A 16,166-nucleotide genomic window follows, 5' to 3' on the forward strand; every position below is an offset into this window, starting at 1 on the left:
AGCCCTGCCCCGCGACCAGGACGGCGCCCGATCCACCGTGACATCCCGCCACGAAGCCTGAACGGCAGCCCGTCCCCACCACCGGCCACAGGCCGACGCCCGCTCTGTGCCCCACGCCACCGGCATCACACCGACAACGACCCCGCACAAGGACCCCGCCAAAGCCCTGCCCCGCGACCAGGACGGCGCCCGATCCACCGTGACATCCCGCCACGAAGCCTGAACGGCAGCCCGTCCCCACCACCGGCCACAGGCCGCGGGCCGACGCAAGCACCGAAGCGGTGCCGCGCGGTCAGGCGCATCGGAGTAGTCGACTGGCATCGCGGCACGCACAACGCCGAGGGCCGCCGCGCGCTACCCGAAGCGCGGGCGTAGGCCGCAGATCCCGGTGCGGGTCGGCGGGGGCGTGTCGGGGCGGTCGGACGGAGGTTCCGGCCCGGGGCTGGAGATCCCGTGCGTGGCACGGGTCGGAGGACGTGCGGGTGCTCCGGAACCCGTCGCTCCCGCCCCGGCACGGCGACAGGCCCCGGCCGCCACCAGGTTCGGCACACGGGACGGGGGAAGGCCCCGGCCCCGCTCACCGGCACCCCCGCACGCCCGGCTGTGGTCAGCGGGGAGTTTGCGGCGGCCGGGACAGGAGGATCAGGCTGCGGGGGTCGGCGCGGAGGGTGCCGCCCGGTTTGTGCTCGGCCTCGTCCGGGGGGCCCAGGGGTTCGGCGGTGTCGAGGAGGGTGGTCCAACGGTCGCCGTAGGCACGGCCGGGCAGACGGAAGTCGACCGGTTCCCAGTAGCCGTTCAGCAGCAGGAGGAAGGAGTCGTCCACCAAGGGACGGCCCTGCCGGTCGGGTTCGGCGATGGCGTCGCCGTTGAGGAAGACCGTGACGGAGTGCGCGTCGGAGCGCTGCCAGTCCTCTTCCGCCATCGCGCGGCCGTCCGGCAGCAGCCACACCAGGTCGGGCAGGGGCTGGTCGTTGCGGGTCGCGGTCTTCCCCTGGAAGAAGCGACGCCGGCGCAGCACGGGGTGGGCGCTGCGCAGGCCGATCAGGTATCGCGTGAAGTCCGCGAGCTCCCGCTCCTCGCGGGTCAGCCGCCAGTCGATCCAGGAGACCTCGTTGTCCTGGCAGTAGGCGTTGTTGTTGCCACCCTGAGTACGCCCCAGTTCGTCGCCGTGGCACAGCATCGGGATGCCCTGCGAAAGCAGCAGTGTGGCAAGGAAGTTGCGCTGCTGGCGGGCCCTCAGTTCCAGAACGGCCGGGTCGTCGCTGTCCCCCTCCGCCCCGCAGTTCCATGACCGGTTGGCGCTCTCGCCGTCCCGGTTTCCCTCACCGTTGGCCTCGTTGTGCTTGTCGTTGTACGACACCAGGTCGAGCAGCGTGAACCCGTCGTGCGCGGTCACGAAGTTGACGCTGGCGCGCGGCCTGCGCCGGTTGTGGGCGTAGAGGTCGGCGGATCCGGTCAGCCGGGAGGCGAACTCACCGAGCGTGTGCTCCTCGCCGCGCCAGAAGTCCCGTACCGCGTCCCGGTACAGGCCGTTCCACTCCGACCACAGTGGCGGGAAGTTGCCCACCTGGTAGCCGCCCTCGCCGAGGTCCCACGGCTCCGCGATCAGCTTCACACGGCTGATCACCGGGTCCTGCTGGATCAGGTCGAAGAACGCCGACAGCCGGTCCACCTCGTGGAACTGCCGGGCCAGCGTGGCCGCGAGGTCGAACCGGAAGCCGTCGACGTGCATCTCGGTGACCCAGTACCGCAGCGAGTCCATGATCAGCTGCAACACGTAGGGATGGCGCATCAGCAGGCTGTTGCCGGTGCCCGTGGTGTCGTAGTAATGCGCCCAGTCGCCGTCGACCAGGCGGTAGTACGAGGCGTTGTCGATGCCCCGGAAAGACAGCGTCGGGCCCTTCTCGTTGCCCTCGGCGGTGTGGTTGTAGACCACGTCGAGGATCACCTCGAGCCCGGCCGCGTGCAGCGCCTTGACCATCGACTTGAACTCGGCGACCTGCTGCCCGCGCATACCGCCGGCGGCGTAGCCGTTGTGCGGCGCGAAGAAGCCGATGGTGTTGTAGCCCCAGTAGTTGGAAAGGCCCCGGGCCTGGAGCACGCCGTCGTGCACGAACTGGTGGACCGGCATCAGCTCGATCGCCGTCACACCCAGCGAGGTCAGGTGCTCGATCACCGCCGGGTGCGCCAACCCCGCGTAGGTGCCTCGCAGTTCGGGCGGCACTTCGGGATGCGTGCGGGTCAGGCCGCGTACGTGCGCCTCGTAGATCACAGTGTCGGAGTACGCCCGCCGCGGTGGACGGTCGTCGCCCCAGTCGAAGGCCGGTTCGGTCACCACACCCAGCATGGTGTGCCCGGCGCTGTCGGCCGGATCCGGGCCGTGCGCGGCCCGCTCGTACAGCGAGGGGTGGTTGTCGATCTGCCCGTCCACCGCCGTGGCATAGGGGTCGAGGAGCAGTTTCCTCGGGTTGCACCAGTGGCCGGCGGACGGGTGCCACGGCCCGTGCACCCGGTATCCGTAGCGCTGCCCCGGCTCGACACCGGGCAGGTAGCCGTGCCACACGAAGCCGTCGGCCTCGGTCAGCGGCACGTCGCGATGGGTGCCGGCGTCGTCCACCAGAACCAGGTCGACGCGCTCGGCCACCTCGCTGAACAGGGCGAAGTTGGTGCCCTTCCCGTCGTACGCCGCCCCCAGCGGGTAGGGGTACCCGCTCCACACGGGTACCCCTTTCCGTCGTCTTCGCCCGGTCATGGAGCCGCTTCCAGCACGGCCTGCGGCTCGCTGAGCGGAGCGGCCAGTGCCATGACCGGCATCTCGCGCGGCGTCTTCAGACCCTCGCGCAGGGCCGGGTCCGGGGCCGTCGGGACCAGCGGGACGCGCACCCCGGCGCGGGCCCGCTGCGAGAACCAGATGATCTTGCTGCCGGTCCGGGCGGCACAGCAGCCCCAGCCGTCGCTGGTCGCCGCGATACGGGCCAGGCAGCCGCGCAGGTCCTGGTCGGGGCGCAGGTCGTGGTTGTTCTCCCCGACGGCGGTGATCAGGTGCTGGCCGGTCCACCACATCTCGATGGAGGTGTGCTTGTCGGTGGCGTGCTCGTCGATGGCCTTCAGCAGCATCTCGGCACCCCCGCACACGGGGTCGACGAGGTCCTCCAGATCCCAGAAACGCAGGTGCGCGGCCAGGATGCGCCTGACCTGCCCGACCCGTTCCGGGCTGACTTCCACGTCGAGGTGGTAGTAACAGGGCACTGCGGTCTTCATCGTCGTTGGCTCCTCACCGGCGAGGCCCACGCTCCGCTCCCGCAGGTGCGAGGAGCCCCGAAATCACGAAACGTGAGCATGTGTTGCCTCTGCGTCAGATCCAATGTGCGCGCGCTACGCCATTCGTGCAACAGGAGCAGGTCAGCACGCTTGTTGAAGATCCAACAGGACGCTGTGTCGTTGAACGTGCACCATGAGTGAAGTCTCGAGCGCCGTAAACGGGACCGCTGCCCACGCGTGCGCGGTCGCCGCCCCGGCTGTCGGGGAAACGAGCCCATCGAGCGCATCCGAAAGGTGAACGGCGCCATGCTGCTACCCGCCAAAGCCGAAGTCGCCCGGCATCTGCGCCGCTACCGGGCGTGGGAACGCGCGATGCTCGCGTCGCCCGACGACCGCCGGGTGCGGTCCACCTTCGAGGACTCGGGCTACACCCTGTGCGTACTGATGGGGAAACGCTGCGCGCGGGAGGCCGCGGACGCCGCCGAGCGCTATCTGTGCACCAGCCTCGGCACCTACCTGCGGGAGCAGAGCGGCCGGCCGCACCGGAGCTCCGTCCCCCGCCGAGGCCCGCCGAAGGCGGTCCAGAGACGTTCCTGCGCCGGGAGGTAGGTTCCGCCCGGCACGACCCGATTCCCCGGCCGGGCGCGAGCCCGGCCTTGAGCACGGTGGAGGTGACACCCATGAGTTCGACCCCGAGCCAGGCCGCCGGTACGGCCTCGACTACGGCCCCGGTGATCGGCCGCATCCCGGTGCGGGACGTCCGTCCGGCCGTGGAGGGCGGCAGGCGAGCGGCCAAGGCGGTCGAGGGAGAAACGTTCCCTGTCACCGCCACCGTGTTCCGCGAGGGCCACGACGCGGTGGCCGCGAACGTGGTGCTGACGGATCCCGAGGGCCGGCCCGGCCCGTGGACGCCGATGGGCGAGCTGGCGCCCGGCACCGACCGCTGGGGCGCCGAGGTCACTCCGGGTGCGGCCGGCCGCTGGACGTACCACGTGGAGGCCTGGGCGGATCCGGTCGCCACCTGGCGCCGCGTCGCCTCCGTCAAGGTTCCGGCCGGCATCGACGCCGGGCTGGTGCTGGAGGAGGGGGCCGCTCTGCACACCCGGGCGGCGGCCGGAGCGCCGCAGGGGCCGGAGCGGGACACCGTGCTCGCGGCGGCGGCGGCGCTCGAGGACGACTCGCTGCCGGTGATGACACGGCTGGCGGCGGCGTTGACGCCGGAGGTGGACGCGGTCCTCGCCCGGCATCCGCTGCGGGACCTGGTCACCGCCTCCGCGCCGCTCGACCTGCTCGTCGAGCGGGAACGCGCGCTGTACGGGGCCTGGTACGAGTTCTTCCCCCGCTCCGAGGGCACCCCCGAGCAGCCGCACGGCACCTTCCGCACCGCCGCCCGCCGCCTGCCCGCGATCGCCGCCATGGGCTTCGACGTCGTCTACCTGCCCCCCATCCACCCCATCGGCACCACCTTCCGCAAGGGCCGCAACAACTCCCTGGACGCCGGCCCCGACGACGTCGGCGTGCCCTGGGCCATCGGCTCCCCCGAGGGCGGCCACGACAGCGTCCACCCCGCCCTGGGCACGATCGACGACTTCGACCACTTCGTGACCCGCGCCCGCGAACTGAACCTGGAGATCGCACTGGACTTCGCCCTCCAGTGCTCCCCGGACCACCCCTGGGTGCACAAACACCCCCAGTGGTTCCACCACCGCCCCGACGGCACCATCGCCTACGCCGAGAACCCTCCCAAGAAGTACCAGGACATCTACCCCATCGCCTTCGACGCCGACATGGACGGCCTGATCGACGAGACCCTGCGCGTACTGCGGCACTGGATGGACCACGGAGTACGGATCTTCCGCGTCGACAACCCGCACACCAAACCCGTCGTCTTCTGGGAACGCGTGATCGCCGGCATCAACGCCACCGACCCCGACGTGATCTTCCTGGCCGAGGCGTTCACCCGCCCCGCGATGATGCACACCCTGGCCCAGACCGGCTTCCAGCAGTCCTACACCTACTTCACCTGGCGCAACACCAAACAGGAACTCACCGAGTACCTGACCGAGCTGTCCGGCGAGGCGGCGGCCTGGATGCGGCCGAACCTCTTCACCAACACCCCCGACATCCTGCACGCCTACCTCCAGCACGGCGGCCGCCCCGCCTTCGAGGTCCGCGCCGTCCTGGCCGCCACCCTCGCCCCCTCCTGGGGCATCTACAGCGGCTACGAACTGTGCGAGAACACCCCGCTCAAACCAGGCAGCGAGGAATACCTCGACTCGGAGAAGTACCAGCTCAAACCCCGCGACTGGACAGCCGCCGCACGCGAGGGCCGCACCATCGCCCCCCTCATCACCAGGCTCAACGACATCCGCCGCCGCCACCCCGCGCTGCACCGCCTGCGCAATCTGCGCTTCCACGCGACCGACAACGATGCCGTCATCGCCTACAGCAAGAGCGAGGGACCGGACACGGTCGTCGTGGTCGCCAACCTCGACCCCCACCACACCCAGGAGGCCACGGTCTCGTTGGACATGCCGCAACTCGGCCTGGACTGGCACGAGTCGATGCCGGTGCGCGACGAGCTCACCGGTGAGACCCACCACTGGGGCAGGGCCAACTACGTACGTCTGGTACCAGGCGAACGACCCGCGCACGTGCTCCACGTCCAGCGATCGTCCACCTCTCCCGAGATCGGAAGGCCCCCAGCGCCATGACTGTCAACGAGCCCGTCCCCGACATCTTCGAGGACGCCCCGGCCAGGGACCGGGACCCGGAATGGTTCAAGCGTGCCGTGTTCTACGAGGTCCTCGTCCGCTCCTTCCAGGACAGCAACGGCGACGGCGTCGGCGACCTGAAGGGCCTGACCGCCAAGCTCGACTATCTCCAGTGGCTCGGCGTCGACTGCCTGTGGCTGCCACCGTTCTTCAAGTCCCCGCTGAGGGACGGCGGCTACGACGTGTCCGACTACACCGCCGTGCTCCCGGAGTTCGGCGACCTGGCCGACTTCGTGGAGTTCGTCGACGCCGCCCACCAGCGCGGCATGCGCGTGATCATCGACTTCGTCATGAACCACACCAGCGACCAGCACCCGTGGTTCCAGGAGTCCCGCAAGGATCCCGACGGACCCTACGGCGACTACTACGTGTGGGCCGACGACGACAGGGGCTATCCGGACGCCCGCATCATCTTCGTCGACACCGAGACCTCGAACTGGACCTTCGACCCGGTCCGCGGCCAGTACTACTTCCACCGGTTCTTCTCCCACCAGCCGGACCTCAACTACGAGAGCCCCGCGGTGCAGGAGGAGATCCTGGCCGCCCTGCGCTTCTGGCTGGACCTGGGCATCGACGGGTTCCGGCTGGACGCGGTGCCGTACCTCTACGCCGAAGAAGGCACCAACTGCGAGAACCTGCCCGCGACCCACGCCTTCCTCAAGCGGGTGCGGCGCGAGATCGACCGGATGTTCCCGGACACCGTGCTGCTGGCGGAGGCGAACCAGTGGCCGGAGGACGTCGTCGACTACTTCGGCGACTACACCGCCGGCGGCGACGAGTGCCACATGGCCTTCCACTTCCCCGTCATGCCCCGCATCTTCATGGCGGTCCGCAGGGAAAGCCGCTACCCCGTCTCCGAGATCCTCGCCAAGACCCCCGCCATCCCCGCCACCTGCCAGTGGGGCATCTTCCTGCGCAACCACGACGAACTCACCCTCGAAATGGTCACCGACGAAGAACGCGACTACATGTGGGCCGAATACGCCAAGGACCCCCGCATGCGCGCCAACATCGGCATCCGCCGCCGCCTCGCCCCCCTCCTCGACAACGACCGCAACCAGATCGAGCTCTTCACCGCCCTGCTGCTCTCCCTGCCCGGCAGCCCGATCCTCTACTACGGCGACGAGATCGGCATGGGCGACAACATCTGGCTCGGCGACCGCGACGCCGTACGCACCCCCATGCAGTGGACCCCCGACCGCAACGCCGGCTTCTCCTCCTGCGACCCCGGCCGCCTCTACCTGCCCACGATCATGGACCCCGTCTACGGCTACCAGGTCACCAACGTCGAAGCGTCGATGTCCTCCCCCTCGTCGCTGCTGCACTGGACCCGCCGCATGATCGAGATCCGCAAACAGAACCCCGCCTTCGGACTCGGCTCCTACACCGAACTCCAGTCCTCCAACCCCGCGGTCATCGCCTTCCTGCGGGAGTACAAGGACGACCTGGTCCTGTGCGTCCACAACTTCTCCCGCTTCGCCCAGCCCACCGAACTCGACCTGCGGGCCTTCCAGGAACGCCACCCGGTCGAACTCATCGGCGGAGTCCGCTTCCCGGCCATCGGTGAACTCCCCTACCTGCTGACCCTGGCGGGCCACGGGTTCTACTGGTTCCGGCTCACCGCCGACGTCGCATCCCGGACCGGCCGACGCGTGTGAGCGTGCGGCCGACGAAAGGAGGTGTGACCATGCCGGAGACCGCGTCGCTGTCGCCGAGCGCCGGGAGCCTGACCGGGCCCATGGCCTCGCTCGGCTCACTGCTGCGCGCATGGCTGCCGCGGCAGCGCTGGTTCGCCGGCAAGGACCGGCCCGTCACCGATCTGCGTCTGCTGTCGATGACGGAGCTGTTCCCGGACTGTCTGCATCTGCTCGTCCACGCCGAGCACGCGGGCGTCCCCTCCGGTCCCGGCACGGTCCCCGCCCCCACCGGCACGCCCGCCCCGCCGCCCGCCGACTGCTACCAACTGCTGCTCGGCGTACGGCGGCAGCCGGCCCCGCGGCTGCACCGGGCGTTCATCGGCCGCCCCGAGGAGGGGCCGCTGGCCGGCCTCGCGATCTACGACGCGCTGTGCGACCCGCGTTCGGCCCAGTTGCTCCTGGAGCGGATGCGCCACCCCGGGGCCTCGGGCCCGCTGCACTTCGAGGCGGACCCGTCCGTACCGATCCCCGGTGCCCTGGTGCCCAGGCTGCTGGACGCCGAGCAGTCCAACTCCTCGATCGTGTACGGGGACGAGTTCATCCTGAAGGTGTTCCGCCGCATCCAGCCGGGCGTCAACCCGGACCTGGAGGTGCCGTGGGCCCTGGCCGGGCAGGACTGCACCCGGGTGCCCGCCCCGGTGGCCTGGTTCCGCACCACGCAACCGGAGCCGGCGACGCTCGGGGTGCTCCAGCCGTTCCTGCGCGACGCGGCGGACGGCTGGACGCTGGCCCTGCGGGCGCTGGCCACCGGTGACGACTTCACCACCCAGGCGCACCAGTTGGGGCAGGCGACCGCGGAGGTCCACCTGGCGCTGGCCGGTGCCTTCCCCACCGGCGCCCACCAGGACATCGCGCGCACCGCCGCGACGATGACCGAGCATCTGGAGTCCGCCGCGCACAGCGTCCCCGCGCTGCGGCCGTACGCGACCCGGCTGCGCACCGCGTTCGCCGCGCTGGCCAGCTACGACGCCGGGCCGCCCGCCCAGCGCGTGCACGGCGACCTGCACCTCGGCCAGGTGCTGCGGGCCGGGCGCGAGTGGTTCGTCATCGACTTCGAGGGCGAGCCGTCGCGTCCGCTCGCCGAGCGCCGCATCCCCGAGTCCCCGGTGCGGGACGTGGCGGGGATGCTGCGCTCCTTCGACTACGCCGCCCGCCAGCGGCGCCCCTGGCGCCCGGAGTGGGCGCGCCGCTGCCGGGAGGCGTACTGCGCCGGCTACGCCTCCCGGGCCGGCTGGGACCCCCGTAAGAGACACGCCCTGCTGCGGGCCTACGAGACGGACCGTGCCGTGTACGAAGTGCTGTACGAGGCCCGGCACCGCCCCGACTGGCTCGCCGTACCGATGGCGGCGATCGAACGTCTCGCCGTGAGAGGAGGCTGAACCGGTGGCACTGCGCGACACGTCACTTCCCGAGCCGTCCGGCCCCGTCCTGCCCCCGGCGGTACGGACCCGGACGGCCCCGCCGCTCGATCCCGCCGACCGTGAGCGCCTGCTGTCCGGCGCCCACCACGACCCGCACGCGCTGCTCGGCGCCCATCCGGTTCCGGGCGGGATCGCCCTGCGGGTGCTGCGTCCCTTCGCCCGCGCGGTGAGCGTGGTCGTGGACGGCGAGCGCACCCCGCTCGCCTCGGAGGGCGACGGACTGTTCTCGGCCGTACTGCCCCTGGCCGCGATCCCCGACTACACCCTGGTGGTCGGCTACGAGCGGGACGAGTACGAGGTCCACGACCCCTACCGCTTCCTGCCCGCCCTCGGCGAGCTGGACCTGCACCTCGTCCGGGAGGGCCGGCACGAGCAGCTGTGGCAGGCGCTGGGCGCGGAGCCGATGACCCACCAGGGCGTGCGGGGCATCCGGTTCACGGTGTGGGCGCCGAACGCCCGGGGCGTGCGGGTGGCCGGCGACTTCAGCCACTGGGACGGGACGGCCTTCCCGATGCGCTCGCTGGGCGCGGCGGGCGTCTGGGAGCTGTTCCTGCCCGGGATCGGCGAGGGCGCGAAGTACAAGTTCGAGATCACCTCGCAGTACGGCGGCCGGTTCCTCAAGGCCGATCCGATGGCACGGCGCACCGAGGTGCCGCCCGCCACCGCGTCCGTCGTGACGGCCGCCCACCACGAGTGGGGCGACCAGGAGTGGATGGCGCACCGCGCGGACATCCCGGTGCACGAGGCGCCGTTCTCGGTGTACGAGGTCCACCTGCCGTCCTGGCGGCCGGGGCTGACGTACCGCGAACTGGCCGAACGACTGCCCGCGTACGTCAAGGACCTGGGCTTCACGCACGTGGAGCTGATGCCGGTCGCCGAGCACCCCTTCGGCCCGTCCTGGGGCTACCAGGTCACCTCCTACTACGCCCCCACCGCGCGCCTCGGCTCCCCGGACGACTTCCGCTACTTCGTCGACGCCTGCCACCGGGCCGGGATCGGCGTGATCATGGACTGGGTGCCGGCGCACTTCCCCAAGGACGACTGGGCGCTGGCCCGCTTCGACGGGGACCCGTTGTACGAGCCGGGGAACGCGCAGCGCGCCGAGCACCCCGACTGGGGGACGTACGAGTTCGACTTCGCCCGCACGGAGGTGCGCAACTTCCTGGTCGCGAACGCCGTCTACTGGTGCGAGGAGTTCCACGTCGACGGCCTGCGGGTGGACGCGGTGGCCTCCATGCTCTACCTGGACTACTCGCGCGACTCCGGTCAGTGGACGCCCAACGCGTACGGCGGCCGGGAGGACCTGGACGCGATGGCGTTCCTCCAGGAGATGAACGCCACCGTGTACCGGCGCGCCCCGGGCGTGGTGACCATCGCCGAGGAGTCGACCGCCTGGGGCGGGGTGACCGCGCCGACCGACAGCGGCGGCCTGGGCTTCGGGCTGAAGTGGAACATGGGCTGGATGCACGACTCGCTCCAGTACATGAGCAAGGAGCCGGTGCACCGCAAGTACCACCACCACGAGATGACCTTCGCGATGGTGTACGCCTACAGCGAGCACTATGTCCTGCCGATCTCGCACGACGAGGTGGTGCACGGCAAGCGGGCGCTGGTGTCGAAGATGCCCGGAGACTGGTGGCAGCGACGCGCGAACCACCGCGCGTACCTGGGCTTCATGTGGGCCCACCCGGGCAAGCAACTGCTTTTCATGGGCCAGGAGTTCGCCCAGGGAGGCGAGTTCTCCGAGCAACACGGGCCCGAGTGGTGGCTGCTCGACGAGGACTACGACGCCGCGGGCGACCACCGCGGGGTGCGGGACCTGGTGCGCGACCTCAACACGCTCTACCGGGCCACACCGGCCCTGTGGCAGCGCGACACCCGGCCCGAGGGCTTCCGCTGGGTGGCCGTGGACGCCGCCGACGACAACGTCTACGCGTTCCTGCGCCGCGACGCGGTCGGCGCCCCGCTGCTGGCGGTGTCGCACTTCTCCCCCGCGGTACGCGAGGGCTACCGCCTGGACGTGCCGGGCGGGATCACCGCGTGGCGCGAGGTCCTGAACACCGACGCCGCCCGCTACGGCGGCGGCGGCGTCGCCAACCCCGGGCCGCTCGAACCGGAGGGCGGGCCGGAGGACGGGCACCTCACGCTCACGCTGCCACCGCTGACCACGCTCTGGCTGACTCCGCACCCCGCCTGAGCGGGCGGGGGCGCGGGGAACGGGGCTACTTCCCGGTTCGGGGCCCGTGACGCGCTGACCTGGGCTACATTCGATCCGCGTCGACCACCCCACTCATCGGCGGAGTCACCTCCGTAAACCCCAGGAGCAGCGCATGCGCGACTTCGCCCTCGCTCCGTCCGCCGTCGCCCCGCTGGCCGGCGGGCTCGCCGACAGCGTCTTCGAGACCGCGGAGACCCGTCCCACCCTGCCGGTGCTCGCGCGCCGCGCCGACCCCTCCTCCCCGGTGTGGGAGGAGGTGACCGCCGTGGAGCTGCGGGACCAGGTGGTCGACCTGGCCAGGGGGCTGGTGGCCGCCAGGATCTCGCCCGGCCACCGCGTGGCGGTCATGGCCCGCACCCGGTACGAGTGGACGGTCCTCGCGTACGCGCTGTGGGCGGTCGGCGCCGAGGTCGTCCCGATCTACCCGACCTCCTCGCGCGAGCAGGTCGAGTGGATCCTGCGGGACTCCGAGTGCGTGGCCGTCGTCGTCGAGGACGAGCAGGGCGTGATGACCGTCGGCCCGGTGTGCGCGACGCTGCCCCGGCTCCAGCACGTGTGGCAGCTGGACGCGGGGGCGCTGGAGCACCTGGTGGAACGGGGAGCGGTGATACCGCCGACCACGGTGGACTCGCTGCGCCGGATCGTGCTGCCGGACGCAACCGCGGCGATCGCGTACACCTCCGGCACGACGGGCCGCGCCCTGGGCTGCGCGCTGAGCCACCGCGCGCTGGCGAGCCCCTGCGACACGCTGCTGGCCGGCTGGGGGCACACCGCCGCGCCGCCCGGTGAGCAGGCGTCGGTGCTCGCCTTCCTGCCCTTCTCGCACGTGTACGGACTGATGGTCCAGGGCCTGTGCATCCGCGGCGGCGTCCTGATGGGCCACGAACCGGAGCTGGGCGAGGAGGCGCTGACGTCGGCGCTGCGCACGTTCAGGCCGACGTACTTCTACGCCGTGCCCTCCGTCTTCGAGAAGATCTACAAGAACTTCCTGCACGCGGCCGGGCAGGCCGGCCGCGGCGCGCTGTTCGAGCGGGCGGCCGACACGGCCCGGGACTTCGCCGCGGCGTCGGAGCGGCAGCGGCTGGGCCAGGGTCCGGGCCCCGGGCTCGACCTGCGGCTGCAACACGCCCTGTACGAGCGAACGGTGTACCGCAAGCTGCGGACCGCGCTGGGCGGCAGGGTGCTCCGCGCCACCTCCGGCGGCTCCCCGCTGAGCCGCGAACTCACCTTGTTCTACGAGGGCATCGGCATCTACGTGCACGACGGATACGGGCTCACGGAGACCGCGGGCGGCATCACCATGCAGCCGCTGGGCCGTGAGAAGTCGGGGACCGTCGGCACGGCGCTGCCGGGCACGGCGATCGAGGTGGCGGACGACGGGGAGATCCTGGTCCAGGGGCCGTCGGTGTTCCAGGGGTACGTGGGCGACGAGGACGCGACCGGGGCCGCGCTGCGCGGCGGCTGGCTGGCCACGGGGGACATCGGGAAGCTGGACGCCGAGGGTTATCTGACGATCACCGGGCGCAAGAAGGACATCATCGTCACCAGCGGCGGCAAGAGCGTGGCCCCGGCGCCGCTGGAGCAGCGGCTGCGGATGCATCCGCTGGTCCACCAGGCGGTGGTCGTGGGCGACAACCGGCCCTGCGTGGGCGCGCTGATCACTCTGGATCCGGAGTTCCTGGCCCACTGGCGTGCGGCGCTGGCGTTGCAGGGGGACGCGCCGGGGCAGGAGGCGCGCGAGGAGAACGCGCTGCGGGAGGAGATCGAGCGGGCGGTGGCCGCCGCGAACAGCGCCGTCTCCCGGTCGGAGTCCATCCGGGTCTTCCGGGTGCTGCCCGCGCCCTTCGACGTGGCCAGCGGGCTGCTCACACCGTCGATGAAGCTGCGCAGGGACGCCATAGTGCGGCACTACGCGGTCGAGATCGACACCATGTACCAGGCGCGGAGCCGCTCCCCGCGCCGGGACACCGCGCACGACCCGATGGCGGACTGGGACGACTCCGACAACGTCTTCCGCTGACGCGGGCCGGAGGACACGGGACCCGTACGGGGCCGGCTGCCCGCTGCCCTTTTTCCTGCCGCCGACCTGCTCCGACCTGGCGCCGACCTGCTGCCGTCAGCCTCCTGTCGGCTTCGTGCCGCCCGCTTCGTACCGTCGTCCGCCCCTGCCGGCCGCCTGCCTTCCGCTGCCTGCGACGCCCAAGCGTAGGCTCCGCGCCCCTGGGAACAAGACAGTGGACGCAAGGGAAAGAAAGGACGACAGCCCGGCCGACGGGGCCGGGCCGGAAGGCGAGATGGCATTCGAGCCGCCTGGGGACGACACACTGGCCAGCGAGGGCATTCCGAGCCGCACCGCCCGCTTCGCGGGTGCGCTGCACCATGTCACGGGTGCGCGACTCGCCGCGGAGGAGTTCCTCGACGAGGTCGCACGGCTCTCGCTGCCGGCGGCACCCGAGCACTGGGACGACATCCTGCTGGTCGTCACGGAACTCGCGGCGAACGCGGTGCAGTACGCGCCGGGGCCGTTCGAGCTGCGGATGCGGCGTACCTTCGACGGGGTGCACGTGACGCTCAGCGACACCAGCACCACACGGCCGGCCCCGCGGCCGTTCCGCCCCAGCCGGGGCGGCGGCGGCATCGGCTGGCACCTGATCCACACCCTGTGCGACCAGGTGAGCGTGGTGGTCAACGATCACGGCAAGGACGTGCACGTCTTCCTGCCCTGGTGAGCCCCGATCACCCGGAGCCCCGGCTGCGAACGGGGTCCGGGCTCGGTCGCGGTGTCGCGACCCGCCCCGCGGGCCGCGCCGGTTCAGGGGCTGGTCGCCTCGCGGGGCGGAAGCCCGTGGTAGTAGGCAGCCACGCGCGTCAGATACTCCGGGTCCCTGGTCTCGCTGTCGGTTCTGAAGGGCGGCGCCGCCTTGATCTGGCCGCGCGAACAGGCCACCGTGATCCTCCGCTCCGAGGGGTCGATCCCGGCGACCATGCCGACCGGCACCAGCAAGCTCCTGCCGAACACCCACACCCCGGTGTCCACGACCAGGTGCCGCATCCCGGAGTGGCCGCCCTCCCGGTCCACGTGGCCCACGGTGCCGTCGGTGGCGACGACGGTGAAGCCGGTCAGGTCCTCTTCCTCGGTACGAGCGACCTGCGGCGGATACGACCAGATTCTGTCGATGGTCACGCTGCTCCTTCCTCCCCGGGCTGACGTGTCACGAGCCTCGGGCCGGCGGTCCCGGTCCGTCGGCTCCCACCGCACCAACTACCCTTCTCCGACCACGGCATTCGGCGCCGCGCCGTGAAGAGCGGGGGTGCGGGAGCCGCGGTCGCCACGCGGGCTCAGTTCGCCGGCGGACGGGCGGGCCCGGTGGCGTCCCCGGGCGCGGAGATGTTCTCGGGCGGGCAGGTGTTCCCGTGCGGGCAGGTGAGCAGTTCCAGCGTTCCGGTCATGTCCAGCAGCCGTTCCAGGACGGCCGGACGCTCGTCCAGGTGGAGTGCGACGCCCGCCTCGTCCAGGAGGCGCCGGATCTGGAGCAGCGCGGACAGGCCGGAGGAGTCGACGCTCTCGAGTCGCGAGAACTCCAGGCGTACGGCGGCGACCGGGTGCCGTGCCGCGTGGCGCCGGGTGAGCACCACGGTCACCGTGTCCAGGAGTTGGCCGCGGGTGAGGTAGTCGAGGTCGCCTCCCACGCGCACCACGGCGACGGATCCACGGGTCTCCACGGAGAGGCTTATGGGCGAAGGCGGCATTGTTGTCATACGGGGTTTCCGGGGCCGGGGTCTTCGGGTTCTTCCGCACGGGACGTCATGCGGTACGCCGTGCGGTCAAAACGCCCGCGTACCCCTGAACCACGAGGTCATGCACGACGTACGGGGGCGAATTCACCGGGCCGGATATTGACGCACGTGTTTTGTTCGGGGCGGGCCGAGTGGGTTAGCCTGCGGCGTATTTCTCATCACGCAGATCCGTGAAAATCGCGGAAATGCACGCACGTCGGCGGGCCCGCGGCGGCCCGTTGGAGATGTCCGAGTCCTCACCGGCGGGGACTCCTGGGGAGCGGGACGAGGGTGCGCATGACCAGCGACAGAACCGAGGTCCTCGACGCCGTTCCGGGCGACCGGGAGCTGCGGCAGCTCCTGGCCGGCCTGACGGCCGTGCGGGACGGCGACTTCGGCACGCGCCTGCCGGAGGACGCCGACGGGCTCATGGGCGACATCGCGACCGTGTTCAACGGGATGGTCGACCAGTTGTCCGTGTTCACCTCCGAAGTCACCCGGGTGGCCCGGGAGGTCGGCACCGAGGGCACGCTCGGCGGTCAGGCGGAGGTGCCGGGGGTCTCGGGCACCTGGGCCGATCTGACCGACTCGGTGAATGCCATGGCGGGCAACCTCACCACCCAGGTGCGCGACATCGCGCAGGTGGCGACGGCGGTGGCCAAGGGTGATCTGTCGCAGAAGATCGACGTGCCCGCGCGCGGCGAGATCCTGCAACTGAAGGAGACCGTCAACACGATGGTCGACCAGCTCTCCGCCTTCGCCGACGAGGTCACCCGCGTCGCCCGAGAGGTCGGCACCGAAGGACGCCTCGGCGGACAGGCCAAGGTGCCCGGAGTGGCGGGTGTGTGGCGGGATCTGACCGACTCCGTCAACTTCATGGCGGGCAACCTCACCGCCCAGGTCCGCAACGTCGCCCAGGTGACGACGGCGGTCGCCGAGGGCGACCTCTCCCAGAAGATCACCGTCGACGCCCGCGGCGAGATCCTCGAACTCAAGAACACCATCAACACGATGGTCG

At 71.2% G+C, this 16,166-nt stretch carries 12 protein-coding genes; 8 read left to right on the forward strand and 4 right to left on the reverse strand.

The window, feature by feature from the left end; genetic code table 11:
- Positions 1–607 precede the first annotated feature (607 nt).
- Both glgX and ACIQMV_RS28070 read right to left on the reverse strand, forming a co-directional pair.
- Complete coding sequence (gene glgX, locus ACIQMV_RS28065; RefSeq protein WP_402596167.1) at positions 608–2,752, reverse strand: glycogen debranching protein GlgX; 2,145 nt, start codon at positions 2,750–2,752, stop codon at positions 608–610.
- A complete protein-coding gene (locus ACIQMV_RS28070) occupies positions 2,749–3,261 on the reverse strand; it encodes a pep a2 (RefSeq protein WP_402596168.1) in 513 nt (170 codons plus the stop codon). The genes glgX and ACIQMV_RS28070 overlap by 4 nt, the downstream gene beginning before the upstream one ends.
- 306 nt (positions 3,262–3,567) lie before the next feature.
- Between ACIQMV_RS28070 and ACIQMV_RS28075 the strand changes: the two genes are divergently transcribed.
- From ACIQMV_RS28075 to ACIQMV_RS28105, 7 genes are all read left to right on the forward strand, one after another.
- The gene (locus tag ACIQMV_RS28075; protein WP_141364495.1) at positions 3,568–3,870 is read left to right on the forward strand and encodes a DUF5133 domain-containing protein; all 303 of its coding nucleotides are present in this window, start codon (positions 3,568–3,570) and stop codon (positions 3,868–3,870) included.
- Between the two features lie 71 nt (positions 3,871–3,941).
- Entirely contained in the window at positions 3,942–5,975 is a 2,034-nt protein-coding gene (locus ACIQMV_RS28080; RefSeq protein WP_402596169.1) for an alpha-1,4-glucan--maltose-1-phosphate maltosyltransferase, read from the forward strand.
- Complete coding sequence (treS, locus tag ACIQMV_RS28085) at positions 5,972–7,693, forward strand: maltose alpha-D-glucosyltransferase (protein ID WP_402596170.1); 1,722 nt, start codon at positions 5,972–5,974, stop codon at positions 7,691–7,693. Before ACIQMV_RS28080 ends, treS begins: the two co-directional genes overlap by 4 nt.
- A gap of 29 nt (positions 7,694–7,722) precedes the next feature.
- A complete protein-coding gene (locus ACIQMV_RS28090) occupies positions 7,723–9,111 on the forward strand; it encodes a maltokinase (protein WP_402596171.1) in 1,389 nt (462 codons plus the stop codon).
- A gap of 4 nt (positions 9,112–9,115) precedes the next feature.
- Positions 9,116–11,350, forward strand: coding sequence for a 1,4-alpha-glucan branching enzyme (gene glgB, locus ACIQMV_RS28095; protein WP_402596172.1), 2,235 nt, complete (start codon positions 9,116–9,118; stop codon positions 11,348–11,350).
- A gap of 133 nt (positions 11,351–11,483) precedes the next feature.
- A complete protein-coding gene (locus tag ACIQMV_RS28100; protein WP_141364486.1) occupies positions 11,484–13,391 on the forward strand; it encodes a long-chain fatty acid--CoA ligase in 1,908 nt (635 codons plus the stop codon).
- 274 nt (positions 13,392–13,665) lie between these two features.
- Positions 13,666–14,100, forward strand: a complete 435-nt coding sequence (locus ACIQMV_RS28105; protein ID WP_141364485.1) for an ATP-binding protein — start codon at positions 13,666–13,668, stop codon at positions 14,098–14,100.
- An 83-nt stretch (positions 14,101–14,183) separates the two neighbouring features.
- On the opposite strand, the gene ACIQMV_RS28110 is transcribed toward ACIQMV_RS28105, so the two are convergent.
- Together ACIQMV_RS28110 and ACIQMV_RS28115 are read right to left on the reverse strand one after the other, a co-directional pair.
- Complete coding sequence (locus tag ACIQMV_RS28110) at positions 14,184–14,555, reverse strand: PRC-barrel domain-containing protein (protein ID WP_402596173.1); 372 nt, start codon at positions 14,553–14,555, stop codon at positions 14,184–14,186.
- 155 nt (positions 14,556–14,710) lie between these two features.
- Complete coding sequence (locus ACIQMV_RS28115; RefSeq protein ID WP_402596174.1) at positions 14,711–15,094, reverse strand: STAS domain-containing protein; 384 nt, start codon at positions 15,092–15,094, stop codon at positions 14,711–14,713.
- A 351-nt stretch (positions 15,095–15,445) separates the two neighbouring features.
- Here ACIQMV_RS28115 and ACIQMV_RS28120 point away from each other — a divergent pair.
- Positions 15,446–16,166: HAMP domain-containing protein (locus ACIQMV_RS28120; RefSeq protein WP_401774242.1), on the forward strand; the 721-nt coding region annotated here is incomplete at its 3' end.

It is taken from the genome of Streptomyces sp. NPDC091412, assembly GCF_044756885.1.
In the GTDB taxonomy this organism is placed as follows: domain Bacteria; phylum Actinomycetota; class Actinomycetes; order Streptomycetales; family Streptomycetaceae; genus Streptomyces.